At 66.1% G+C, this 24,494-nt stretch carries 22 protein-coding genes; 14 read left to right on the top strand and 8 right to left on the bottom strand.

Features of this window, described 5'->3' with window-relative positions; genetic code table 11:
• Nucleotides 1-10: 10 nt before the first annotated feature.
• Nucleotides 11-1,159, top strand: coding sequence for a sugar phosphate nucleotidyltransferase (locus RMP10_RS22855; protein WP_310572378.1), 1,149 nt, complete (start codon nt 11-13; stop codon nt 1,157-1,159).
• Between the two features lie 12 nt (nt 1,160-1,171).
• Here RMP10_RS22855 and RMP10_RS22850 read toward each other — a convergent pair whose 3' ends face one another.
• The gene (locus tag RMP10_RS22850; RefSeq protein WP_310572377.1) at nt 1,172-1,978 is read right to left on the bottom strand and encodes an enoyl-CoA hydratase-related protein; all 807 of its coding nucleotides are present in this window, start codon (nt 1,976-1,978) and stop codon (nt 1,172-1,174) included.
• Between the two features lie 171 nt (nt 1,979-2,149).
• Here RMP10_RS22850 and RMP10_RS22845 point away from each other — a divergent pair, with 171 nt between their 5' ends.
• Nucleotides 2,150-2,641, top strand: coding sequence for a hypothetical protein (locus tag RMP10_RS22845; RefSeq protein WP_171226546.1), 492 nt, complete (start codon nt 2,150-2,152; stop codon nt 2,639-2,641).
• Here RMP10_RS22845 and RMP10_RS22840 read toward each other — a convergent pair.
• Entirely contained in the window at nt 2,586-3,173 is a 588-nt protein-coding gene (locus RMP10_RS22840; RefSeq protein ID WP_309670780.1) for a 2'-5' RNA ligase family protein, read from the bottom strand. The two genes, RMP10_RS22845 and RMP10_RS22840, sit on opposite strands and share 56 nt — an antisense overlap.
• A 79-nt stretch (nt 3,174-3,252) precedes the next feature.
• Between RMP10_RS22840 and RMP10_RS22835 the strand changes: the two genes are divergently transcribed.
• The 7 genes from RMP10_RS22835 (at nt 3,253) to RMP10_RS22805 (ending at nt 10,030) form a co-directional block, all read left to right on the top strand.
• Nucleotides 3,253-3,513, top strand: a complete 261-nt coding sequence (locus RMP10_RS22835) for a DUF2007 domain-containing protein (RefSeq protein ID WP_310572376.1) — start codon at nt 3,253-3,255, stop codon at nt 3,511-3,513.
• Complete coding sequence (locus RMP10_RS22830; protein ID WP_310572375.1) at nt 3,510-4,322, top strand: SDR family oxidoreductase; 813 nt, start codon at nt 3,510-3,512, stop codon at nt 4,320-4,322. The genes RMP10_RS22835 and RMP10_RS22830 overlap by 4 nt, the downstream gene beginning before the upstream one ends.
• A gap of 68 nt (nt 4,323-4,390) precedes the next feature.
• Entirely contained in the window at nt 4,391-5,431 is a 1,041-nt protein-coding gene (locus RMP10_RS22825) for an L-threonylcarbamoyladenylate synthase (protein ID WP_310572374.1), read from the top strand.
• Nucleotides 5,432-5,471: 40 nt separating this feature from the next.
• Nucleotides 5,472-6,389, top strand: a complete 918-nt coding sequence (locus RMP10_RS22820) for an enoyl-[acyl-carrier-protein] reductase (RefSeq protein ID WP_310572373.1) — start codon at nt 5,472-5,474, stop codon at nt 6,387-6,389.
• 3 nt (nt 6,390-6,392) lie between these two features.
• Nucleotides 6,393-8,306 carry an ATP-binding protein gene (locus RMP10_RS22815; RefSeq protein WP_310572372.1) on the top strand — a complete coding sequence of 638 codons (1,914 nt, stop codon included), beginning with the start codon at nt 6,393-6,395 and terminating at the stop codon, nt 8,304-8,306.
• Nucleotides 8,307-8,318: 12 nt separating this feature from the next.
• Nucleotides 8,319-8,771 carry a hypothetical protein gene (locus RMP10_RS22810; protein ID WP_310572371.1) on the top strand — a complete coding sequence of 151 codons (453 nt, stop codon included), beginning with the start codon at nt 8,319-8,321 and terminating at the stop codon, nt 8,769-8,771.
• Nucleotides 8,772-8,785: 14 nt separating this feature from the next.
• Entirely contained in the window at nt 8,786-10,030 is a 1,245-nt protein-coding gene (locus tag RMP10_RS22805) for an MFS transporter (protein ID WP_310572370.1), read from the top strand.
• 61 nt (nt 10,031-10,091) lie between these two features.
• On the opposite strand, the gene RMP10_RS22800 is transcribed toward RMP10_RS22805, so the two are convergent.
• The gene (locus tag RMP10_RS22800; RefSeq protein WP_310572369.1) at nt 10,092-13,367 is read right to left on the bottom strand and encodes a glycosyl hydrolase; all 3,276 of its coding nucleotides are present in this window, start codon (nt 13,365-13,367) and stop codon (nt 10,092-10,094) included.
• Between the two features lie 370 nt (nt 13,368-13,737).
• Between RMP10_RS22800 and RMP10_RS22795 the strand changes: the two genes are divergently transcribed.
• The 5 genes from RMP10_RS22795 to RMP10_RS22775 all read left to right on the top strand — a co-directional run bounded on the left by RMP10_RS22795 (nt 13,738) and on the right by RMP10_RS22775 (nt 20,682).
• Nucleotides 13,738-14,607, top strand: a complete 870-nt coding sequence (locus tag RMP10_RS22795) for an SPFH domain-containing protein (RefSeq protein WP_310572368.1) — start codon at nt 13,738-13,740, stop codon at nt 14,605-14,607.
• 18 nt (nt 14,608-14,625) lie between these two features.
• Nucleotides 14,626-14,835, top strand: a complete 210-nt coding sequence (locus tag RMP10_RS22790; protein ID WP_310572367.1) for a hypothetical protein — start codon at nt 14,626-14,628, stop codon at nt 14,833-14,835.
• A complete protein-coding gene (locus RMP10_RS22785; protein WP_310572366.1) occupies nt 14,832-16,280 on the top strand; it encodes an alpha/beta fold hydrolase in 1,449 nt (482 codons plus the stop codon). Before RMP10_RS22790 ends, RMP10_RS22785 begins: the two co-directional genes overlap by 4 nt.
• A 5-nt stretch (nt 16,281-16,285) precedes the next feature.
• On the top strand, nt 16,286-17,914 hold the full coding sequence (locus tag RMP10_RS22780; RefSeq protein ID WP_310572365.1) for an alpha/beta fold hydrolase: 1,629 nt from the start codon (nt 16,286-16,288) through the stop codon (nt 17,912-17,914).
• A gap of 206 nt (nt 17,915-18,120) precedes the next feature.
• Nucleotides 18,121-20,682 carry a zinc-dependent metalloprotease gene (locus tag RMP10_RS22775; protein ID WP_310572364.1) on the top strand — a complete coding sequence of 854 codons (2,562 nt, stop codon included), beginning with the start codon at nt 18,121-18,123 and terminating at the stop codon, nt 20,680-20,682.
• Nucleotides 20,683-20,745: 63 nt separating this feature from the next.
• On the opposite strand, the gene RMP10_RS22770 is transcribed toward RMP10_RS22775, so the two are convergent.
• Genes RMP10_RS22770 through RMP10_RS22750 form a run of 5 tightly spaced genes read right to left on the bottom strand, consistent with a single transcriptional unit; the run spans nt 20,746 to nt 24,445 of the window.
• The gene (locus RMP10_RS22770) at nt 20,746-21,249 is read right to left on the bottom strand and encodes a DUF6702 family protein (protein WP_310572363.1); all 504 of its coding nucleotides are present in this window, start codon (nt 21,247-21,249) and stop codon (nt 20,746-20,748) included.
• Nucleotides 21,246-21,845: a HupE/UreJ family protein gene (locus RMP10_RS22765; protein WP_310572362.1), complete on the bottom strand. Its 600-nt coding sequence runs from the start codon at nt 21,843-21,845 to the stop codon at nt 21,246-21,248. Before RMP10_RS22765 ends, RMP10_RS22770 begins: the two co-directional genes overlap by 4 nt.
• A gap of 1 nt (nt 21,846) precedes the next feature.
• On the bottom strand, nt 21,847-23,136 hold the full coding sequence (locus tag RMP10_RS22760; protein WP_310572361.1) for a hypothetical protein: 1,290 nt from the start codon (nt 23,134-23,136) through the stop codon (nt 21,847-21,849).
• Entirely contained in the window at nt 23,133-23,693 is a 561-nt protein-coding gene (locus tag RMP10_RS22755; protein WP_310572360.1) for a DUF4331 family protein, read from the bottom strand. Before RMP10_RS22755 ends, RMP10_RS22760 begins: the two co-directional genes overlap by 4 nt.
• 32 nt (nt 23,694-23,725) lie before the next feature.
• Nucleotides 23,726-24,445, bottom strand: a complete 720-nt coding sequence (locus RMP10_RS22750; protein WP_310572359.1) for a DUF4331 family protein — start codon at nt 24,443-24,445, stop codon at nt 23,726-23,728.
• Nucleotides 24,446-24,494 lie beyond the last annotated feature (49 nt).

Genomic DNA, 24,494 nt, shown 5'->3' with positions numbered 1-24,494 from the left:
CGCACCACCCGTGATCGTCGAATCATCGCCGATCGCGGATCCCATGGAGGAGTTCGAACTTGAGCCCCTGCCCGAGACGCAGACCGCACTCTGGGCCGTGGTCTTCGCTGGTGGTATCGGCACCCGCTTCTGGCCGCTGAGCACGCCCAAGCGCCCCAAGCAGCTGCTGGCCCTCGTCAACGAGCGCCCGCTCATTGTCGATACCATCGAGCGCCTCTCTCCGCTGGTGCCCGCCGAACGCGTGCTCGTCGTCACCAGCGCGGACATCGCTGACGCGCTCCACGAAGCGATTCCGGAAGTCCCGCGCGCCAATATGCTCATCGAGCCGCGCCCGCTCGGCACAGCCGCCGCGCTGGCCTGGGGCGCCCATGAAGTCGCCAAGCGCGCCGGTCCCGACACCGTCTTCTGCGCCCTGCACGCCGATCTGTCGGTCGGGTTTCCCGGGGTCTTCCGCGACGCGCTGCGACGGGCCGCTACGATCGCGTCGTCGGAGCCCGTGCTCGTGGCCCTGGGCGCCACGCCCACGCGATGCGAAACCGGCTTCGGCTACCTGCAGCCCGGCGCGCCGTTCGATCCGTTCATCTCGCGGGCCGAGGGCGGCGCGTGCCGGGTGGAGCACTTTGTGGAGAAGCCCACCGCGGTGCTGGCCGACACGCTCATCGACAAGGGCGCGCTTTGGAACTCCGGCATTTTCGTGTGGCGCGCGCGCGTCGTGCTCGACGAGCTCGAGGCCAATACCGGTGAGCTACAGCACGGATTGCCCAAGTTGGCCGCCGGCGACATGTCCAGCTTCGCCGAGCTGGTCACGTCGGTCTCGATCGACCGCGGGTTGCTCGAGCGCAGTCGCAATCTGGTGGTGCTACCGACCGAGTGTGCGTGGGACGACGTCGGCACCTGGGCGTCGCTGCGCCGCGTGCGGGACCTCGACGACACCGGCAATGGTGTGATGGGCCACGTACACTGTGTCGACGCCTCCGGCAACGTGATTCACGCCGACGGCTGCTGCGTCGTTGCCTACGGGATTTCAGGGCTGCTTGTGGTGTCACTTGACGGACTCACCTTCGTGACCACGCTCGAGCGGGCCACCGAACTTGGACCGCTGCTCAACTCCCTGCCCGGCAGTCTGCGCTACAACCCTGGGCGCAACCACACGAGCTGAGTCACGTCGCGTTCAGCGTCCATCGAACGTCGGGACGCGCTTCTCCCTGAACGCCGCCATCGCCTCGCGCACATCGGCACTCGCGAAGCAGCTCTTGATGTGCGTGAACTCCTCGCGCAGTTGCGCGTCGAGCGTCGCGTCGGGACTCGCCAGCAGCAGTCGCTTCGATAGTGCCAGCGCGAGCGGTGCGCCGGCAGCCAGCTGCGCTGCATAGCGCTGCACACCATCGGCGAACGCATCGTCGGCCAGCACCGAGGTGGCGAGTCCGATGCGCTCCGCTTCGTCGGCGTGCACATCACGACCGGTGAGAATGATGTCGGTGGCGCGCGCGTGTCCGATCAACCGCGGCAGAAACCAGGTGACACCGGCGTCGGGCGATAGCCCGCGGCGCACGTAGCCCGCGGTGACCGTTGCGCTCGCCCGCACGAGACGGAGATCACAGGCCAGGGCCAGACCGAATCCGGCACCGGCCGCCGCGCCGTTCACCGCCGCGATCACCGGCTTCTCGCACGACGTGATCGACTGCACCCAGCGTCCCACCCAGTAGTAGGGATCCAGTCGCGTGGCACGGTCGGCATCCTCACGCAGACTCGGCTCACCAAGATCGAGACCGGCACAGAACCCCCGTCCCGCGCCGGTGATCACCACCACGCGGACCGCATCCTCACGGGCCGCGTTCGCCATCGCGATCGGCAGTTCGTCGGCCAGTCGCGGGTTCACCGCATTGAGCCGTTCGGGACGGTTCAGTGTGATCGTGCGCACGCCGGCGGCCGTCGTGTCGATGAGCAAATGCTCGAAGGAATCGATATGGGCAGTCATACATCAAGCATACAGGCCGCGCCGAAACCTCGGGTCCGACTTGTGTCGATTCACGTATCGGCCTTCGCGCACCCACTACCACGCGTATGGGTGCGTTCGCTAGATCACATGGTACGTCTGTTCGAACCGGTTATCAGGCGCACGTACCCGCTGGCCACTCTTGCCCCCACCATGTCTCCCTCCCGCGCTGCTGCTTCCTCGATGATGCTCGACGACCCGACCGCTGCGCAGCAGGGGCCGATGTACTGCTGCGACGCCCTCGCGCGTACGGCGTCGGAGACCTGCCGTCAGCACGAGCGACTCGCCCGCCTGAACGCGTTGTCGGTGGCAAAATCCGAGCTCGGAGCCGCCCACGCCATGGTGGATAACATCGATTTGGCGCTCGCCGAGTGCGTGCGCGACTTCGAAAAGACCTGCTCGAAAGTCACCATCAGTGACGACGCCGACATCCGGCAAGCCGCCAACGCCATGTGGCTCGCCGCCCGCGAGTACCTCCGTCGTCACAGCATCGCCGAGAAGGCGTCGCGTCAGCTCACCCAGCACGATGCCGAGAAGCTCGGCGACCTGCAGCTTGAGTACGAACTCGAAGCCTCGGCGCTACTGGGACTCAAGCACGCGATGTCGACGTACCAGAAGCTGCGCCCGGAGACGCGCTGCCCGTAAGTTCGCCGGTCAGCGCGACCTCGAACAACAGCTTGGACGGCTGCGGATCGCGCGTGAGATAGACCTGCAGCCGCTCGATGATCGCCGGGGCATTCACGCGCATGGCCAGCAGCTCGCGTTCGCGTGCCGGCGTCAGCATGGGATAGAAGCTCAGGGTGCAATGCGGCGTGAACCGGAACCGCGCCTGCTTGAACGGGAGTCCGCTGCGCGCGATCCGTTCGTGGAGCGCCCGCAGCGGCCCATTGTGATCCAACGGCAACGACACGATATCCGTCTGCATGAACCGGTGCGGCAGCCCCAGCGCCAGTTCCATGGGTGCCGTGCTGGCCGCGATCGGCTCCAACGCTTCCCGAATACGCGCGACCGGGGTATCCGTGGGCATCGCGCCCACGCCCGAAGAGCCGACCAGCGTCACATGTGGAGGCGTGAGCCGGGCCAGCTTGGGATCGAAACGCTGTTGAATCTCGCGCACCATGGCGCCTGCTTCGCCAGGAAGCTCTGCCAGTACGAAAATGCCGAAGGACGCCGCCATTCCTGCAATCTAGTCGGTGTACACGCTCCCCTCACGGTGGCGCGACCCGCGCGATATGTTCGCCCTTATGGGAGCCGCCATGAAGGTCATCCGGAATTACGTGAACGAGATGGAAGCGCTCGTTGCACGCAGCGTACTGGAAGCACATCACATTCCGGCCGTGGTGCTGCGCGACGACGCGGGCGGCATGCTGCCGGCCATGCATTTCGTGTATCCGGTGCGCCTCGCCGTACGGGTCGGTGACGCCGAGCATGCCTTGCGCATCCTCGATGCGCCGTTCGAAGGCGATCCGTACATCGACGACCTGCTCGGCCCTGATGACGCCGCCGGGCACCCGTGAGCGGTCGTTTCGCCGGGCAGGTCGTGCTGATCACCGGCGCCTCGAGCGGGATCGGCGCGGAGTTGGCCCGACAGTTCGCCGCCAACGGCGCCCGGGTGGCGCTCGCGGCGCGCGATGCCGCGCGGCTGGAATCCGTGGCCGCCGAGTGCCGGGCGCTCGGTGCTCAGGCGCTGGTGGTGGTCGGCGATGTGGGAGTCGAGCCGTCGTGCGCGTCGATCGTCGAGCGCACCGTGGCGCACTTCGGCCAGCTGGATATTCTGGTGAACAACGCCGGCATGGGCTCGAGTGGGCTGTTCGAAGACATCACCGATCTCACGATCTTCGAGACGCTGATGAAGGTCAACTACCTCGGCAGCGTGTGGTGCACCGCCCATGCATTACCGCATCTCAAGCGCTCGAACGGCCGCATCGTGGCGATTTCGAGCCTCACCGGGCTCACCGGCGTCCCCAAGCGCACCGCCTACGCCGCCACCAAGCACGCGATGGCGGGCTTCTTCGACTCGCTCCGCATCGAGCTCGATGGCACCGGCGTGACGGTCACGATGATTTATCCCGGGTTCGTGTTCTCGGAGATCAACCAGCGGGCGTTGTCGCCCGATGGCACCCCGTTCGGGGATCGCGGCTACAAGCGTCGGAAGGGCGAAACCATGGAGACCGATGAGTGCGGACGCCTCATTCTTGCGGCCGTGGCAGCGCGTGATCGCGATATCGTGATGACGTGGCGTGGCAAGATCGGCCGCCTGCTCAAGCTGATGTCGCCCGCGCTGGTGGACCGGATTGCCCGTGGTGTGATCGAGTCGCGGCAGTAGCGGTCCGCCGTTCGAGGCGTTCAAGGGCCCGTTCAAGGACGCTGACCCCTTGAACGCTAGATTGCGGCATGGCTGGCGCTCCCATTCTCACGCTTGACCCCGATAACCCGGATCCCGTGGTCGTCGAGCACGCGGCCGCTCTGCTCCGACGCGGTGGGCTCGTCGCCTTCCCCACCGAAACGGTGTACGGCTTGGGGGCCAATGCGCTCGACGCCGACGCGGTGGTGGCCATTTACACCGCCAAGGGGCGTCCCGCCTGGAACCCGGTGATCGCCCACGTGCCCGACGTGGTCGCCGCCCGAGCGCTCACCCGGCACTGGCCGCCAGCCGCCGACCGCTTGGCGACCGCATTCTGGCCGGGCCCGCTCACGATAGTGCTCCCCAAGGCCCCTCAGGTGCCCGACGTGGCCACGGCCGGGCTCGATGCCGTGGCGATACGGATACCGGCACATCCGGTGGCGCTCGCCCTGCTACGCGCCGCCGGCGTACCCATTGCGGCCCCCAGCGCCAATCGCTTTACGCAGGTCAGTCCCACCACCGCCCAACATGTGCAGGCGTCGCTCGGCGACCGCGTCGGGCTCATTCTCGACGGAGGTCCGAGTTCGGTGGGTATCGAAAGCACCGTGGTCGACCTCTCCGGCCCTGACGCGGTCATTCTGCGGCCCGGCATGATCTCCGCCTCCGATCTTGAGCGTGCCCTGCGTGGGTCGGGCGTCTCGGTCCGAACGGCGACGGCCACAGTGTCGCACGACGCACCAGCGGCGACGGCCGCGGCGCAGCGATCGCCCGGGATGGCCGATCGTCATTACGCCCCGCGCGCCGATGTGTGGCTCTTCGACACGGAGCAGCAACCGGAGATCGAGACCGCGCTCGTGGAGAGGCGTGAAGGAACCGGCACCGTAACGGCGCTCCTCAGAGCGACCACCCTCTCGGTGCCGGATGGCACGATCGTGCGCATGCCGGACGATCCGGCGTCCTACGCGAGAGCGCTGTACGCCGCACTACACGCCGCTGACGCTGGCGGCGCGTCGCTCATCGTGATCGAACGTCCGCCGGAAGACGACCGCTGGGCCGGCCTGCGGGATCGACTCACCCGGGCGGCGCGGTAGACGCGCTTCGCAAGTCGCTCTTCGCTGCTATCTTGCCCAGATGCTACCCATCGATCTTTCCGGCAAGCGCGCCCTCGTGGCGGGCGTCGCCGACGACGGCGGCTTCGGGTTCGCCGTCGCAAAGGCTTTCGCCGAGGCCGGCGCCTCGGTTTGTGTCGCCACGTGGCCGCCGGCGCTCAACATCTTCCTCAACCTGCTCGAACGCGGGAAGATGGATGAATCCCGCACACTGCGCGATGGATCGCTGCTCACCTTCGAGCGCATCTATCCCCTCGACGCCGTCTACGACGCGCTCGAGGATGCGCCGGCCGAGGTGCGCGAGTCGAAGCGCTACAAGGACATCGGCGACTTCTCGATCGGCGGGCTCGCCCAGCGTATTGCGACCGACTTCGGCGACCAGTCGCTCGATATCGTCTTCCATTCGCTGGCCAACGGGCCGGAAGTGAAGAAACCACTGCTTGAAGTGAGCCGCGCCGGGTATCTCGCCGCATCCAGCGCCAGCGCCTACTCCCTCGTGTCCATGGTACAGCGCCTGGCGCCACTCATGCGCCCGGGCGGCTCGGTCTGCTCGCTCACGTACATGGCCAGTGAACGCGCCATTCCCGGCTACGGCGGTGGCATGTCGTCGGCCAAGGCCGCGCTCGAGAGCGACACCCGCGTGCTGTCGTTCGAGGCCGGTCGCAAGTATGGCTTGCGCGTGAACACCATCAGCGCTGGCCCCTATGCGTCGCGTGCGGCCAGCGCCATCGGTATCATCGACAAGATGGTGAAGTATTGCGCCGCCAATGCGCCGCTCGCTGAAGAACTCACCGCCAGCGAAGTCGGCAACACCGCCGCCTTTTTGGCCAGCTCGTTGGCCAGTGGCATCACCGGTTCCACCGTGTATGTGGACAAGGGATACCACGCGATGGGCATGGCCATCACGATGCCAGCCGGCGTAGAGCCGCTCGGCGCGTAGTCCGTGCCCGACCGATCGCCCCTCGAGCAAGAAGACGTTCCGCCACCGCAACGGGGAACGGGGCTTCGCACGCGACTGCTCGGCATGGCGTTGATCGTGTCCACTCCACCGCTGCTCGTCAGTCTGCTCACACCGATGCCGAACAGCGGTTGGCGGGGGCTGTTGCTGTTCGGCGGGGCGCTGATCGTGTCGATCACCCTCGCCATGTATTTCGGGACCAAGATCTCACGGCCGGTGCAGGCACTCATCGACGATGCGCACGCGCTGGCGGTGGGTGTGGCCGGACACCGGTCGCGCATCAGGTCCAGTGATGAAATCGGCTCGCTCGCCACAGCGCTCAATCAGATGGCCGAGACTGTCGAGCGACGCAACGCGGCACTGGCCGACAGCGAACGACGCTATCGTTTTCTGTTCGATTCCAATCCGCTGCCGATGTGGGCCTGGGACGCCGACACCATGCTCGTCCTCGCGGTGAACGAAGCCGCTGTCGAGAAGTACGGCTACGATCGCGACACGTTTCTGTCGCTGCGCATTCTCGACCTGCTCGAACCCAGCGAGCACGCCCGATTCAGCGGGGCGCGTCTGCCGTTCTCCGAATCGAAGCAAAGCGCCGGCACCTGGCTGCATCGCACCGCGACCGGCCGTCAGCTCGAGATGGAAGTCATCACCACCTCCTCGCGACGGCTCGGTCGCGCCAGCTGGCTGTCGGTAGGCATCGATGTCACGGCGCGGCGCGAAGCCGAGCGCGCGCTGGCTCGCAGCGAAGAACAGCTGCGGCAATCGCAGAAGATGGAAGCCATCGGCACGTTCGCCGGCGGTATCTCACACGACTTCAGCAATCTGCTCACCGGCATGCTGGGCTACTGCGATCTCGCCCTTGCCCTGATGACCGCCGACGATCCCGTACGTCGCGACGTGAGTGAGATTCGCGCCCTCGCCGTGCGCGGCACCGATCTCTCCAAGCAGATCCTCGCCGTCAGCCGCAAGCAGATCGTGCAGCCCACGGTGCTCGATCCCAACACGGTCATCATGGCTCTCGACCGTCTACTCCGCCGGCTCATGGGCGAGCACATCGAAGTCAGCACCACGCTTGGCGGTGACCTCGGTACCATTCGCATTGACGCCGCACAGCTGGAACAGGTCATGCTCAGCCTGGCCAGCAACGCACGCGATGCGATGCCATCAGGTGGAACACTGCGCGTGTCGACCGCGCGGGTGAGCGAACAGGAAGTGCAGACCTTCGGTCTCGACGTGCAGCGCGATTGGATCGTGATCCGCGTAACCGACACGGGCGTCGGTATGACCGATGCCGTGCGCGAGCACATCTTCGAGCCCTTCTTCACCACGAAGGAGCGCGGCAAGGGCACAGGACTCGGCCTGCCGCTCGCGTACGGTATGATCGATCAGTCGGGCGGCGAGATCCGCGTGAACAGCGCGCCGGGACACGGCACCACGTTTCATTTGTTGCTACCCCGTCTTGGCGAGCTTCCCACCGATCTGACGGTCGAGGAAGAAGTACCCGAGGTGCTCACCGGACAGGAAACCGTCCTGCTCACCGAAGATGAAGACAGTGTGCGCGCCGTCGCCACCGCGGCGCTCGAACGTCGCGGCTATCGCGTGCTGGCGGCCGCCGACGGTGACTCCGCGATCGCCATCTCGCGCGCGTTTCCCGGCCGTATCGATCTGCTGGTCACCGACGTCGTGATGCCCGGCATGAACGGTCGCGAGCTCGCCGAGCAGCTCGAGATCATGCGCCCGGGCATACGCGTGCTGTTCGTATCGGGCTACACCGATGACGCCGTGTTGCTGAAGGGGGTATCGCTCGACGAGCGCACCTTCCTGCAGAAGCCGTTTACCTCGCTTCAACTCGCCAAGCGCGTCCGCGTGGTGCTCGATCAGTCGCCGCGCGTGAGCTGAGCGCCGCCGGCCATGTACTGGATTCTGGCCATCATGGCCGCCATCGCGGCGAGTCTGATCGCGCTGGTGGTTGGTGGCTTGGTCACGCCGGCCGACTATCGCGTGGTTCGTCGGATGCGGCTGCAGCGCGGTGCGGACGACGTGCGCGCGCTGCTCACGGACCTGGCGTCGTACGAACAGTGGTCGCCATCGCCGTTAACGATCGAGCGGCGGCCGTCGAGTGATGTGGCCTCGATCGCGCTGCATGTGACCGATGACGACACCGCGTCACAGCTGCAGTGGGAATGGCACATCGACGGTGACGCTACCCACAGCATCGTCACGCTCACCGAACACGGTCGCGTGGGCAATCCCGTGATTCGTTTCTTCGCCGCGCTCCGTGGACACGGCGGGAATGCCGAGCGCGCGCTGCGCGCGCTGGCCGAGCATCACGACGAGTTTGACGTGTCGGTCGAACGGCTTTAGCCGGCGCATTCACGATGAGCGCTCCGGCTGGCGACTTCGCGGCAGTGATGCCGGCCGGTGATTCGCATCCGGATCGCTGGCGCATGCTCGGCATTCTCACCATCGCCGAGTTGTTGGGGATGTCGCTGTGGTTCGCCGCCAGTGCCGTGTCGGCGCAGTACACCGCGCAGTGGACGCTAAGCAGCAGCGAAGCCGCGTGGCTCACCACGATTGTGCAGCTGGGCTTCGTGGCGGGCACCGCGATCTCGGCGCTGCTGAACGTGGCCGACATTGTGCCGGCGCGCGTGCTGTTCGCCAGTTGCGCGATGATCGGCGCGATCGCCAACACGATGCTGCTCACCGCCGATGGGTTATCGGGGGCACTGCTGTGGCGCTTCGTGACCGGCCTCGCGTTGGCGGGCGTGTATCCGCCAGCCATGAAGATGATCGCCACGTGGTTCCGCGCGCGACGCGGGTTGGCGGTGGGCACCATCGTCGGCGCGCTCACGGTGGGCAAAGCGATGCCGTATCTCGTGCACGCGATCCCCGGCGCCGGCATCACGCCGGTGGTACTGAGCGCATCCGTAGGGGCGTGCATTGCCGCACTGCTGGTGTGGTTCGGGTATCGCGAAGGACCGTATCCGTTTCCCGCGCGGCCGTTCTCGTGGAATCTCGTGCGCGATGTCGTGCGCACGCCGGCGTGGCGATTGTCCACCGGCGGGTATCTGGGCCACATGTTCGAGCTGTACGCGGCGTGGACGTGGTTGCCGGTGTTCATCGCGGCCAGCATCGCCGCGTATAACCCCGCAGCGGGCGCGCGCGGCGCATCAATCGCCTCGGCGATCGCCTTCGCCGCTCTCGCGATCGGCGGAGCGGGGTGCATCTGGGGCGGACTCGTGGCCGATCGTCGTGGGCGCGCCTGGCTGGTTACGCGAGCCATGGCCATCAGCGGCGCGTGCTCCGTGCTGATCGGCTTCGCCTTCGGGCGCTCGCTGTGGGTGCTGGTGCCGATCGCGCTCGTGTGGGGCTTCTTCGTGATTGCCGACAGCGCGCAGTTCTCGGTGCTGGTCACCGAGAGCGTGCCGCCGCACGCCGTGGGCACCGCCCTCACACTGCAAACGTCACTCGGCTTTCTGCTTACCGCCGCAGTGATTCAACTCGTGCCGCCGCTCGCCGAACTGGTGGGGTGGCAGTGGGCGTTTGCGGTGCTGTCGCTGGGGCCGGTGTTTGGCATTGCGAGCATTGCCCGCTTGGTACGCAGTACGGCGGGCCGTCGCTAGGAACCCAAGGTTCCCGCAACGACCCGCCGTCTATCCACTGCAGGTAAACCAACCGGACCGACTACATCCCCGTCGTCTCTTCCTCCGCGCCGATGCGGCGCGGCGTCTGCACGTCACCGGCCTTCACTTCGATCGCCGGCAGGCCGTGCTTCTTGAGGATCTCGTCGATCGGCGGCAGCAACTCCTTGTACGCCTTGCGGAGCTCCACGAGATACACCTCGAGCTCCTTCGACAGCGTGTCGTACACCACGACCGACTGCTTCGTGGGACGCGCTTCGGTGCTGCCCACCACACCCGCCAACGCCGCGATCTGGTTGTTCACCTTGATCGGGTAGTTGAGTGGATCCTGGCCGCTCTGGTTCTTCACCTGATAGACCTGCGCTTCCATCTCGCTGATCTTGGTGTCGAGCGTCTTCACGAGCTGCGCGTATTGCGCCGAGTCAGCGCCCACGTCCTTGGAGCGCGACACCGCCTGTTGGCGCACATAGCGCACGGTGCGCACGGCATCGTTCGCATCCGTCGTGCGATCGCGGATCTGCATCAGCATCTTGTACTGCGCCACCAGATCGGCCGCCGTGGCATCGCTGCGCGGGTCCTTCCTCACCAGCAGCTTCGTGTCGGACACCGGCGCCCCATCCACCAGCAGGCGCACCGAGTAGTTGCCCGGCAGCACCAGCGGACCGGTGAGCACGCCGGCCCACATGATCATGCCGTTGAACGTGGTCGCATCGCTCTCCCGCAGATTCCACGAGAACGTGTTCATGCCCACCTTGTTCGTCGGTGCCGCATCAGCCGCCACACCGCGACGACCACCGGCCGGTGCCGCCGTACCCGCGCCCGCCGTGTCGCTCGAGAACGTGCGCACGGTGCGGCCCGTGGAATCCTTGAACTCGATCGTGACCTTGTTGGCCGCCGACTTGAGCCAGTAGTACACGATCGCGCCGTTGGGCGGATTGGCACCGACCGGTGAGCCGTTGCCGCCACCCGGGTTGAAGCCGCCGCCCCAGTTGATGCGGTACGCCGCGCGCGGCGTGAACAGATGCGCGCGCTCAGCCATCGCACTCGCCGTGAGCTGACGCAGCAGGGTGATGTCGTCGATCACGTAAAACGAACGACCGTGCGTCGCGGCGATGAGGTCGCCTTCCTTGATGGCCAGATCGTGCACCGGCACGATCGGCATGTTGCGACGCATCGAGAACCACGTCGTACCATCATCGAGCGACCCATAGATGCCGCGCTCGGTGCCGGCGAACAGCAGCCCCGGACGCACTTCGTCTTCACGGATCACACGCGTGAACTCGGTGGCCGGAATCCCGTTGGCCTTGCCGCTGTTGTCGATACGCGACCACGTCTTGCCGAAGTCGGTGGTCTTGAACAGATACGGCTCGTTGTCGTCCATCTGGAAGCGGTTCGCGGCCACATACGCCGTGCCCGCGTTGAAGTGCGACGCATCGATGATCGAGATACGCGCCCACTCACGCTCCTTGAGCAACGCCGGCGTCACGTTCGTCCATGACGTGCCACCGTTGCGCGTGACATGCACCGTACCGTCGTCGGTACCGGCCCAGATCACACCCTTCATCACCGGCGACTCCGAAATCGCGAACACCGTGCCGTACGTTTCCACGCCCGTCTGGTCCTTCGTGATCGGGCCACCAGACGGACCGAGCGTACGCGGATCGTTGCGCGACAGATCGGGGCTGATGGCGGTATAGCTGTCGCCTTCGTTCGTGGTCTTGAAGAGCACGTTCGAACCCACGTAGATGGTCTTCGCGTCGTGTGGGCTCACGGCGATCGGGAACGTCCACTGCATGCGGTACTTCGAGTCGATGGCCGAGTGCCCCATCGGATTGAGCGGCCACGGATTGATGTCGCGTGCGAGCCCGGTGCGCATGTCCTTGCGCGTGAGGAAGCCGCCGTAGCTGCCGGCGAATACGATGTCCGGATTGTTGGGCAGCGCGGCAATGAAGCCCGACTCGCCACCACCTGCATCCTGCCACATATCCATCGTGATGCCACCGGCCGCCCGCGACGGACCGCAGAGCGTGCTGTTGTCCTGCTGTGCGCCGCAGATCTTGTACGGGAAGTGGTTTGTGGTCGTCACATGATAGAACTGCGCCGTCGCAAAGTCCTGCGCCGTCCACGTCTTCGCGCCGTCGGTGCTCACGTTCGCGCCACCGTCGTTCGCTTCGATCATGCGATCGCCGTTGTCACCCGCAATCCAGAGATTGTGCGAGTCACCGTGCGGTGCGTTGATGTTGCTCCACGTCTTGCCACCGTCGCGCGACACCTGGAACTGCACGTTGCTGGCGTACACGATGTCGGCGTTCTTCGGATCGGCGTAGATCTTGGAGTAGTACCACGCGCGCTGACGCAGCTTGCGTTCGTCATTCACACGCGCCCAGGTCGCGCCGCCGTCGTCGCTGCGAAACACGCCGCCCTCATCGGCTTCGATGAGAGCGTAAATGCGCTGCGTATTCGCCCCGCTCACGCTGATACCGACATTGCCCCACAGCCCGGCCGGCAAACCCTTGTGCTTGGTGATCTCGGTCCACGTGTCGCCACCGTCGGTGCTCTTGAACATGCCGGAGCCCTTGCCGCCCGACACCAGCATCCACGGCTTGCGATGCATCTGCCAGAAGCCAGCGTACAGCACGTTCGGGTTGCTGGGGTCCATCGCGAGGTCCGCCGCGCCGGTCGAGTCATCGCGGAACAGCACCTTTGTCCAGTTCTTGCCGCCGTCCTTCGTGCGAAACACCCCACGCTCGGCGTTCGGGCCCCACGCATGCCCCTGTGCCGCGACATACGCGATTTCAGCGTTGGTGGGATGCACCAGCACCCGTGAAATTTGCCGCGTGTCGTTCAGGCCGATGTTGGTCCAGCTGCGGCCACCGTCGGTGGTCTTCCACACACCGTCACCGTGCGACACGTTGCCGCGGATCGTGAACTCGCCGCCGCCCACGTACACGACATCGGGATTGCTGGGGGCCACGCCGATGCTGCCGATCGTGCCGCCGAAGTATTTGTCGCTCATCGGCACCCACGTATCACCGCCGTCGACCGTCTTGAAGACGCCCGCGCCGGTCGTTCCCATCCAGTATTCGTTGGGACGGGCCACGCTTCCCGCCACCGCCGCCGAGCGGCCGCCGCGATACGGACCGATCTCGCGCCACTTGATGGCCGAGAGGGCGCCCGTATCGAAGGGGGCCGCCAGTGGTGCGATCGCCGCAGGACGCGCTGCAGCGCGGGCAGCCGGACGCGCCGGCTGAGCACCGGCGGTCAGGCAGGGAAGCAGAACGGCGGCAGCGAATGCCAACCGAGGGCTAAATCGTTTCACGACATGCTCTCCAGGTACAGGGGACGGGGCTTCAACCTTCGACTATTGCTCCGCATTCCGTCGGAAGCAAGACTGGTTTTTGGGACGGAGGGGGGAGGGGGGGACGGATGGGTTGGGCTTTGGGCTTATGGGGCTGTGGGGCTGTGGGGCTGTGGGCTGTGGGCTGTGGGCTCTGAGCATGGGCTGTGGGTGACCAGCAGAGTGCGGAGGATCCCATTGCCGATGGCCCGTAGTAGCCCAGAGCCTAGAGCCCAGAGCCCAAAGCCCAAAGCTCAAAGCCTCACCGTTGAAACCTCTCCCTCCCCAGTTGCGTACAGCGATACTGAAGTGATATCACTTCAATACCAACCCCTCCACAGAGGTTCATCGCATGTTTCGCGAAATCCAGGCCAAGCCCTCCCCCGGCATCCTGATGGCCGTCCTCCTGGCCGTCACCGTCATCGCCGGTGGGTATGTCTTCGCCAATGGCGCCCGCGGAGATAGCGGCTTCGACGTCGCCATCGGCTTGGTCATTCTGCTCTTCGCCTTTCTCTGCATGCCCGGCCTTTTCACGGTCGCGCCCAACGAAGGCAAGGTCCTCACGCTGTTCGGCACCTACAAAGGCACCGTGAAAACGCCGGGACTGTGGTTCACCAACCCGTTCATGGGCAAGAAAGCGGTCTCGCTCCGCATCCGGAACTTCGAGACCAACAAGCTCAAGGTGAACGACGCGCGCTCGAACCCCGTCGAAATCGGCGCGATCGTGGTCTGGAAAGTGATCGATACCGCCGAAGCCATTTTCGAAGTGAACGATTACGTGCAGTACGTCGCCGTGCAGAGCGAGTCGGCCGTGCGCGCGCTGGCGTCCTCGTATCCATACGATCACCACGGCGACGATGCGATCGCCCTCAGCACGCACCCCACCGAAATCTCCAAGGGGTTGCTCGAGGCGCTGCACGAGCGGCTCGCCACGGCCGGCGTCGAAGTGATCGAGGCGCGCATCAGCCACTTGGCCTACGCACCGGAAATCGCGGCCGCCATGCTGCAGCGTCAGCAAGCCAGCGCGATCGTGGCCGCGCGGCAGACGATCGTGGAAGGCGCCGTCGGGATGGTGGAAATGGCGCTCGACGCGTTGTCGAGCCGACAGATCGTCACGCTCGACGATGAGCGGAAGGCGGCGATGGTGAGCAATCTCCTCGTGGTGCTCTGCTCGGATCGCTCGGTGCATCCGGTGGTCAACACCGGCACGCTGTACTCCTGAGCACGGGCGCATCCTCTCATGGCTGAACGCAAGTCATTTCTCATTCGCGTGGACCGCGATGTGCTCGACGCGGTGCAGCGGTGGGCCAACGATGACCTGCGCAGCCTGAACGGCCAGATCGAGTTTTTGCTGCGACACGCGCTGCGGGACGCCGGGCGCGTGTCGAAGCAGGCGCCGGCTGATCGCAATACCCCGGTCGACGATGTCGACCACGAGGGCACGACATGACGCGTCACGCCCCAGTGGCGATCGCGGCCGCTCTGCTCGGCGGTCTCGCCGCGACCTCGGCCCACGCGCAATCCGCGCCGACCATAGTCACCGCGCGCGGCGACTCGTTGTCGAGTGATACGATCACCTTCGCGCTACGCGATGGTGCGCGCGCAGGCACCATCGCCTCATTGCGCGTCCCCGAGCGTCGCGCCGCGCGCGGGGCACAACGCATCACGATTCGATGGATTCGCTTCGCCAGCACGGCCGCGGCTCCGACGGCACCCATCGTGTTCCTCGCCGGCGGCCCCGGCGACGCGGCGACTCGCGCCTTCGCCACCATGCCGTCGGCGTTCCTGGATTCGCTGCGCGCTGTCGGTGATGTGATCGCCTTCGATCAGCGCGCCACCGGCCGGTCGGAGCCCTTGCTTCCGTGCGGCGTCGACGGACAACTGCCGCTCGACCGGGTGCTCACCACAGCATCGCGCGATTCCGCCGCACGGCAGGTGGCTCAGCGATGCGTTGCCGCCATCCGCGCGCGTGGCGTCGACGTTGAAGGGTATACCACCGCCGAAAGCGTGGAGGATCTCGAGTCGCTGCGCATCGCGCTCGGCGTGCCGACCTTGTCGATGCTCGGCGGAAGCTACGGCACGCATCTCGGACTGGCCTTTGCGCGCCGCTATCCGGCGCGCGCATCACGCATCGTGCTGGCCGGTGTGGAAGGCCCCGACGATACGTTCAAGCTGCCGAGTCGCGTCGACGCCAGCTTCAGCGAGGTATCGCGACTCGCGGCCGCCGATTCGGCGTTCCGCGACCGGCCGTCGTTGCTCGCGGTGTTCGATCGCCTGCGCGCCCGACTCGATGGGGATTCCGTTCGCGTTGCGCTGGGCGGTGCCACGGTCGCACTTGGTACATGGGATCTGCAACGCTTCGTTGCGGACGCGCTCGGTGACATGCGCGCGATCCAGCAACTGCCGTCTCAACTCTACGCGTTCGATCGCGGTGACTGGCAGCTCCTGGCGCGCGGCGCAGCGCGGCTTCGGCAGCCACGACTCGGTAACGCGATGAACTTACTCGTGAACTGTACCTCGGGGGCGTCGGTAGCGCGTCAGCAGCAGATCGTGCGCGAGCGCGCCGCTGCGCGACTGGGTGACGTCATCGATTTTCCAGCGAACAGCGTGTGCACGACGCTCGACGTCCCGCGGCTGCCCGACGCGTTTCGCGCGACGTCGCGGAACCCAAGCTCCATCTTGATGGTGAGCGGCTCGCTCGACGGGCGGACACCCCCGGAGAACGCCGAGGCGCTGTTGTCGCAGTTTCCGAATGCGCGGCATCTCGTGATCGAGTACCAGTCTCACTCGCTCATGGGCGACGCGGCGTTTTCGCCGGCCATGATGCGCTATCTGCGCGGGCAGGACGTGCGAAGTGCGCGCGTCGTGCGGCCCACGCCTTCCTTTGCCCGGTAGTCGCCATGCTCCACGTCATCTTCCGTCGTTCGCGCCGCGCCGGCATCATCGCGCTGCTGGCCGCAGTGGTCGCCCTCGTGCTCGGCGCGATCCTCGCCACGACCGCGCGCGCGCAGTCCGCGCCCGCCCACCACTTCGTATATCTGCGCAGCATCGATACCCTGGGCACCGAGGTCGTCACGCCAGGCCCGTCGTCGATCGCCGGCCTGCTCACCTTGCGTGGTGCGCCGGTCATTCGCTGGGAACAGCAGCATGTGAACACCACCCCCGGTCGCCTCACGCTGGCGGTTTTCGCGCCGGGCGCACCCACCACCGGCCTCCCGACACAAAACGTTGTGGTCAACATGGTCGGCGACACTGCCAAGCTCACCATCTCGGCGAACGGCACCACCAGTGAGCAGGCGTTGCTGAGCGCGACAGGTGCCGTGGCACTCGTGGGCAACTCGGTGTTGCACACCGCGCTCATGGCTGATCACGCGCGCGGCGCGAAGAAGGCCTCGCTGCCGGTGTTTCTCACCAACGGCGGTCGCACGATACCGGCGACGGTCACGCAGCAGGGCGACACGACAGTGTTCTCCATTGGCGGCATGGACGCGCGCATTCTGTGGGACCCCAACGGCGGCCCGCGCGAGATCACGATTCCCGCGCAGAATCTGCGCGTGGTGCGCACGAGTGCGGCCGCGGCTGGCGCCATCAGCGCGACGACGGCGCCAGTGAAGATCGACTACAGCGCGCCAGCCAACGCGCCGTACACGTCGGAAGACGTGGTCATTCCCACGCCGCGCGGTTACACGCTGGCCGGCACGCTCACCCGTCCGAAAGGTTCGTCCAAAGTTCCCGCCGTCGTGACCATCAGCGGCAGCGGCCCGCAGGACCGCGACTCCCGCATCAGCATCGTGCCGAACTACGCGCCGTTCCGCGACCTTGCCGACACGTTGGGCCGACGCGGCATCGCGGTGTTGCGGTTCGACGATCGCGGCGTGGGCGCCAGCGGCGGCGCCTCCTCGCGCAACAGCGCCACCAGCGGCGACTTCGCCGACGACGTCGCCGCCGTGGTCGCCTATCTGCGCACGCGCTCCGACATCGACGGTACCCGCATCGCGCTCGCCGGCCACAGCGAAGGTGGCCTGATTGCCCCCTTGGTGGCCGCCAAGGATCCCACGCTGCGTGCGGTCGCGCTGTTGGCCGGCCCCGCCTACAACGGCCGTCGCATCCTCGAATTCCAGAACGAGAACGCGATCACGTCCGCCACGCAGATCACCGAGACGCAGCGCGATTCGATCCGCCGCACCATCCCGAAGGGGCTCGATTCCATCGCGGCCACGAATCGGTGGATGGGCTTTTTCATGACGACCGAGCCGGCCGCCGCCCTGAAGCGCGTGAAGCAGCCCACGCTGGTGCTGCAAGGCGACACCGACCAGCAGGTCACCCCCGAGCAGGCCGACTCGATCGCGACCATTCTCAAGGGCAGCGGTAACGCGCGCGTCACCGTGCGCCACTTCCCCGCCACGAACCATCTGTTCCTGGTCGATGCGAGCGGCGCGCCCGGAGGCTACACCGCGCTCAAGGACACGCGCGTGCGACGCGACGTGCTGGGCGCGTTGGCGGATTGGATGGTGCTGGTCATGAAGTAGGGGAGGAACGCGAAGAACACCTCCCGCAGTCCCCTCCCTCCTGCCCCTTGATACCCTCCCCCCTGCTTACTAGGGAGTTTGCAGTTAAGCGGGACCACCCGTCAGCACCCCGCCACCGCCGCGCGTTACCCTGCGTCTGCCGGTGCGCCACCACGCGCCCCCGGGCAACGTCCCCTCCCAGAGAACACAACTGCATGCGACACGCTATGCGACCCGCTTCACTGTCGATCGCCGCCGCCGGCCTCGTGCTCGGCGCCTGCGCCCCGAAGCCGACCCCCGCGCCGACGCCGGCCCCCACCGCCGCACCGGGCGGTCGTCCCACCGGCGCCCCGAATCAGGGCGGAGCCCAGGGCGGTGGTCAGCCCGGTGCCCAGGGTGGTGCCAACGCCGCGCAGGACCCGCAGCCGCGCCCCTACGGCACCGTCATCACGCCGCGCGCTATCACCAAGAGTGGCGTGTTCAAGGTCCACTCCGTCGGCAGCCGTCTCTACTTCGAGATTCCGCGCGCTGAACTCGGCAAGGACTACGTCATCGTCACCACGCTCGCCGGCACGCCCGACGAAATCGGTATTCGTGGCACGCAGGGCGGCAACAACCTCGTGCGCTTCGAGCGTCGCGAGAATCGCCTCTTCGTGCGCGAAGCCGATTACCGCGACATCATCGCCGACACCGCGTCGTCGCAGCGCATGGCGGCGGAGCTCATCGGCGTCACCAAGATTCTCGCCGCACTCAACATCGAAGCGTACGGCCCCGACAGCTCGGCCGTCGTAGAAGTCACGCGCATGTTCACCGGCGGCGTGGCCGAATACACCGCGCTCGGTCGTCGCGCCACAGTCGACGCCGCGCGCTCCTACATCGATCGCTTTGCCGCCTATTCGCGCAACGTGAACGTGACCGCCGTGCAGAGCTTCACGCCGCAAGGTGGAGCGCCCGGTGGTGGTGGCGCGCCCGGTGCGGCCGCCGCCGCAACGGCACCGACAACCGAGAAGTACACCTTCTCCATCGCCAAGCTGCCCGATGTGCCGATGCAGCCGCGTTTGCTCGACGAGCGCGTGGGCTACTTCGGTGTGCAGCAGCGTGACTTCTCCGGCGGCACGCAGCGCGTGGAAACCAAGCGCTACATCTCGCGCTGGCGCCTCGAGTGCTCCGACAAGAAGGTCGGCAACCTCTGCGTCCCCAAGAAGCCGATCACGTATTACCTCGACCCCGCCACGCCGGCGTGGATCAAGCCGTGGATCAAGAAGGGCATCGAAGACTGGCAGGTCGCGTTCGAGGCCGCCGGCTTCTACAAGGGCATCGTAGCCGCTGAAGCGCCGGCCAACGATCCCGACTTCTCCGGTGAAGACGCCACCGTGGCCATGGTGCGCTGGCTTCCGTCGGCCACCGAAAACGCCGTCGGTCCGTCGCTCAAGGATCCGCGCACCGGTGAAATCATCGACGCCGACGTGCAGACGTATCTCAACGTCATGAACCTCGGTCGCTCGTGGTACTTCACGCAGGTCGGACATCTCGACAAGCGCGCGCAGAAGTTCCCGTTCCCCGATTCGCTGGCCGGCCGTTTGCTCGAGTACGTGACCGCGCACGAAGTGGGACACACGCTCGGCTTCCCGCACAACTTCAAGGCGAGCTCCATGTATCCGGTGGACTCCGTGCGCTCGAAGACGTTCGTGAAGACGATGGGCCACACGCCCACGCTGATGGACTACTCGCGCTTCAACTACGTCGCGCAGCCGGAAGACGGCATTGCGCTCGACGACCTGATCCCGAAGGTCGGTCCGTACGACAAGTACGCCGTGATGTGGGGCTACTCGCCGATTCCGAACGCGAAGACGCCGGAAGCGGAGAAGGCCACGCTCGACAGGTGGTCCAAGATGCAGGACACCATCCCGTGGTACCGTTTTGCCAGCGACGCCGGTGGTCAGGGCGCCGATCCGGGTGAGCAGTCGGAAGCCGTCGGCGATGCCGATGCGGTGAAGGCCACCACGCTCGGCGTGAAGAACCTCAAGCGCACGATGGCCATTCTGGAGTCGGCCACGGCGTGGAAGGACGGCAGCACGTACGACGATCTCGAAGAGATCTACGGCCGTACGGTCGGACAGTGGGCCACCGAAATGGGCCATGTGGCCCGCATCATCGGCTCGGAGTACAAGCAGGAGAAGCTGGTGGGTCAGAAGGGTGTCGTGTGGCAGAACGTGGAGCCCAAGCGCCAGAAGGAGGCGCTCCAGTTCCTGCTCGACAACGCCTACACCACGCCCACGTGGCTGCTCGACGAGAACATCACGCGCAAGATCGAGTCGAACGGCAGCTTGAGCCGTGTCGGCAACGCGCAGGCGCGCTCGCTGGCGTCGGTGGTCAGCAACGACCGCCTTGCCCGTATGATCGAGCTGGAAGCGATGGCCAAGTCGAAGAGCGAGGTGTATCCGGTGGCCGACATGCTCACCGATCTCCGTCGAGGGCTCTGGAAGGAAATCGAGACCGGCGCGCCGATCGACGCGTTCCGTCGTCGTCTGCAGCGCGTGTACCTCGAGGCGATGGCGAGCAAGATCAATCCGCCCGCCGCCTCGGCAGCACCGCAGGCGCCGGCTGGCGCCCGTGGCGCTCCGGCACCGGTCACGACCGCCGACTTCCGCCCGATCCTCAAGAGTGAAATGCGTGTACTCGACGCCGATCTGGTGGCCGCCATCGCCAAGACCAGCGATCGCATGAGCAAGGCGCATCTCGAAGACGCGCGCGATCTGATCGCCAAGATGCTTGATCCGAAAAGCTAAGTCGGGAGTACGGAGTACGGAGTAACGAGTACGAAATGAACGTGGGGTGTGTGCGGTCCGTCGCTATGACGCCGCGCACACCCCACGTTCGACAATGTCCTTCGCCGCGCGACCGCGCGTGAACAGATTGGTGCGGCGACTGCCGGCTACATCGCACTGCACAATGTTGACTTGATCAGCATGTAGCTCGGCCAGCATCTGATTGCCCAGCCGCAGCGGGACGGTGCGCGGGGTGGTGGCTATCCGGAAGCACAGCACGTAGGCGTCCTGCACGCGCTTCACGCCGCAGGACTGCAGCGCGAGACGCACCCCGGCGGCGCTCGTCGGTCCTAAACGTGCCGTCGCATAGGCCACCAGTTCAGGCACCCGCACCGACGAATCGGCCGGAGGCGTACGTCCGCTGAAGCGAGCCACCGATGCCGACAAGTCGTCAGCGAATGCCCGCACCGTGAGCATGTACCCCTTCGCGTCGGCGGTCACGGTGGTGTGCGTGGTGTGAATGGCGTGGGCATGCGCCGTCGTCGCGACGCCAACACTCATCACGAGCACGGCCGCCAAGCGCTTCATTGCGGGAACCGTTGCCACGCCCAACCGGTGGCGACGAGCGAGACGCCCAGTGACACCGCGGTAAGCCGCAGCGGGAACGGGTCACGCGACGGCAATGCAGCGGACAATCCGCCGTCCACCACGCGAAAGAGCACTGCTGTCGCGGCGAGCACGACGATCTGTCCGGCCTCGATGCCGAGGTTGAATCCCACGAGCGGCACCGCGATGGAATCGAGGAACAGGCTGCGCAGGTACCCCGCAAAGCCGGCCCCGTGCACCAGGCCGAATGCTGCCGCGAACACCACGCGATGCCTCGAGAAGAGGCCCTGCGCCGCGCGCTCGCGCTGCACGATGTTCTCGATGCCGGTGGCCACGATCGTGAGGGGAATCAGAAACTCGACGATACCCGGCGGCAGCACCAACACGTCGGTGACCGCCAGCGCCAGCGTAATCGAGTGGCCGACGGTGAAGGCACTGATCACCCACAGCACCTGACGCCAGTCGCGACCACGGTAGATCGCCGCCAGCACCAGCAGGAACAGTACATGATCGAACGCATCGAGAGCGACGATGTGCTGAAAGCCCAGCACGGCGAAGCTGTACAGTTCGGAGAGCATCTTATTGGCCCGCGGAAGCGTTGCTTGCTGACACCGCGGTCGGCGCGGCGGCGATCATTGCCGCATGATGCTGCAGCAGCGGATCCGGCGTGTTCAGCCGCATGGCCTGCGCCATCATGGCGCGCGCCTCGGTGAAGCGGCCGGCGCGATACAGCGCCCACGCGGTGAGGTCGTAGCCGTAGACATCCCGGCGCGTTTCCAGTTCGGCCTTCGCCTTTTCGAGCACGGTGCCGACCTGCTCCTCCTGATCCAGCAGGTAGAGACTCCACGCGCGATCGTATGGTCCCGGTTGAGCCGATGCGACCACGGCCAGTGTTTGCGCATACTCGCTCGCCTTCTCGCGGTCGCCGAGCCGTGTATACGCCCTCGACAGCAGCCCGAGCGTGGCCGGGTCCATCCGCACGGCAATGGCGCGCTCCCCCCAGGCGATGACCGACGCGGGCTTCTCTTGCTGATCAGCCAGTCGCGCCATGGCGGCAAGCAGACGGGGGTCCTGGTCGTCGAGCGCCAGGCCGGCGCGATACGCCGCCGCCGCGTCGCGGGCGCGACCAGCACGCAACTCCAACTCACCTACGCGTAGATGAAACCACGCCTTCGTTTCCGTACTCAGATCACGACGGCTCAGCGCTTCCGTGCGAGCCACGTGCAACACGCGACGCGCCTTCTCCACGTGATTCGTGAGCTCGAGCCACCGCGCCACGCGGGGCGCAATCGACAGTCCGGCGCGGGCAGTCCACACGGAGTTGAACATGGCCGTGGCGGTGGAATCATCACCGAGTTCCATGGCGACTTCACCGAGCAAGGCCCGATAGGCGGGCTGCTCCGGTTCCCACGACACCAGCGTGCGTGCCACGTCCATCGCCTCGGTAAAGCGATGTTGTGCCAGCAAGCTGTTCGTCAGTGTGACCGCCGTGGCCGCATTGCGTCGTGTGCGCGTCGATAAGGAGCGACGCGCCAACGATTCGGCCTGCTGGTATTCATTGAACACACCACTTTCCCGGGCGCGTTGCAGGTGCAGCGCCGCGAGCTGTCCCATCGAGACCGCGCTGACGGGATCAGCCGTCAGCGCTTCATTCCAAACCTGGATCTGCACATCGCGTTGTGCACGCTCTGCCGCGCGCTGCGCATCTCGTTGCGCATGACGCGAGGCAGACGCTGATGATGTGGCCGTGGCGTCCACTGCCGATGGCACCGAAAGATCGACGCCCATCGCCTGGTGATACGCCACTCCGCCAAGACCGGCGATCGTGATTCCAATCGCCGCCGGCCACATCATCAGCCGGGGATTCATCGTGCCGCTTCGAGATACGGGAACGCTGTGCCGTACGTACGCACCGACGTGCTGATGTTGTCCGACGTCAAGCCGGGCAATACCGTGGCAGCGGGGTCGAGCAGATTGCCGAACGTCGCCGTCAGACCAGCATCGACCACGTCGTCCTTCAGATTGCGACCACCGTAGCCACTGGCGAGCGCCCAGCTCAGCCAGCCCGAAGTCGATCCGGCACGGTTCGGATACACCATGAGCATGTCGGGCACCAGCACGGCGCCGAGCGTGGTGCCGATCGTGTTGCCACGGTTGAAGGCATCCGTGAAGGCCTTGATCTTCGTGCGGAAACCGTTCGTGATGTCGGTGGCCGGCGCGGTCGTGTTGTGCAAGCCGTGATCGCGCTTGGCGAAGAACACTTCGCTCACCAGCGGATTGCCGAGGCGCTCGACCTGCGAGTACACACGCGGGGTGGTGACGATTGGGTCAGTGATCGTGCCCCCGTTGTCGTCATCGCTGCACGCAGCGAACAGCGGGAGAGCAAGCGCGACGGTGAACAAACGAGTAGCGAGTGAGCGGCGCATGCGCAGGGCTCCGTGAGAGTTGAGATTGGCGTTCATCGGCTGATCGTGCCCCAGACGCCGAAGTTGGCGGTCGCGGCCGTGTTCGACTGCAGCAGGGCCTTCGGGAGTTCGATGGCGATCGCGAGCGTGTTGAATGGACGCAGGAAGTCGATGCCAGGCGTACGGAATGCCGTAGCGGTCGGCGTGGCCGGGCCAGACAACGGACCGGTCGACGGACGACGGTCCGGAATGATGTTGAAGAACTGCTCGAGATCGATCACGAACGGATCAGCGCGCACGCCCGTGAACACCTGCGTGCCGGTGGCCGAGCCGCCAATGCTGCCAACCGTGCCCGTGAGCACCGGGCCGGTGGTGACGAGAGACGACTTCGTGCCGGTCATCGTCGGGGCAACGGGCCCACGCACGGTGTACTTCTGCGCCGCACCGACGCCGTTGTCGAACGTGACCTGGAACACCAAGTCTTCGATCGCATCGCCGCTGTTGTCGACCTTGAGCTGATACAGCAGGTCCGGATCGAACGACGCGGTCGTGCCGGCAATGGGGCTCGACGTCGTCATGATCAGGGCAATGCGATCGGCCGACGAGCCAGGAAACGCATAGACGTCGTTGATGTCCATGCGCGGATTCAACTCGACTTCCGGCGTGTCCTGGTGATCCGATGCGTATACCGCACCGGCGACACCGATCGAGCCGACGGCAGCGACCAGTGCGACGACGCGCGTGGCGCGTCGGGAGAGAAAGGAGATGTCCACAGAGAGGTCCTGGTGTGGGAGAGCGTGATTTGAACGAGAAGGCACAGTC

This window comes from Gemmatimonas sp. (genome assembly GCF_031426495.1).
Lineage (GTDB): Bacteria > Gemmatimonadota > Gemmatimonadetes > Gemmatimonadales > Gemmatimonadaceae > Gemmatimonas.
Note: the sequence above shows the minus strand (reverse complement) of the source record. Positions and strands in the feature narration are given on the sequence as shown.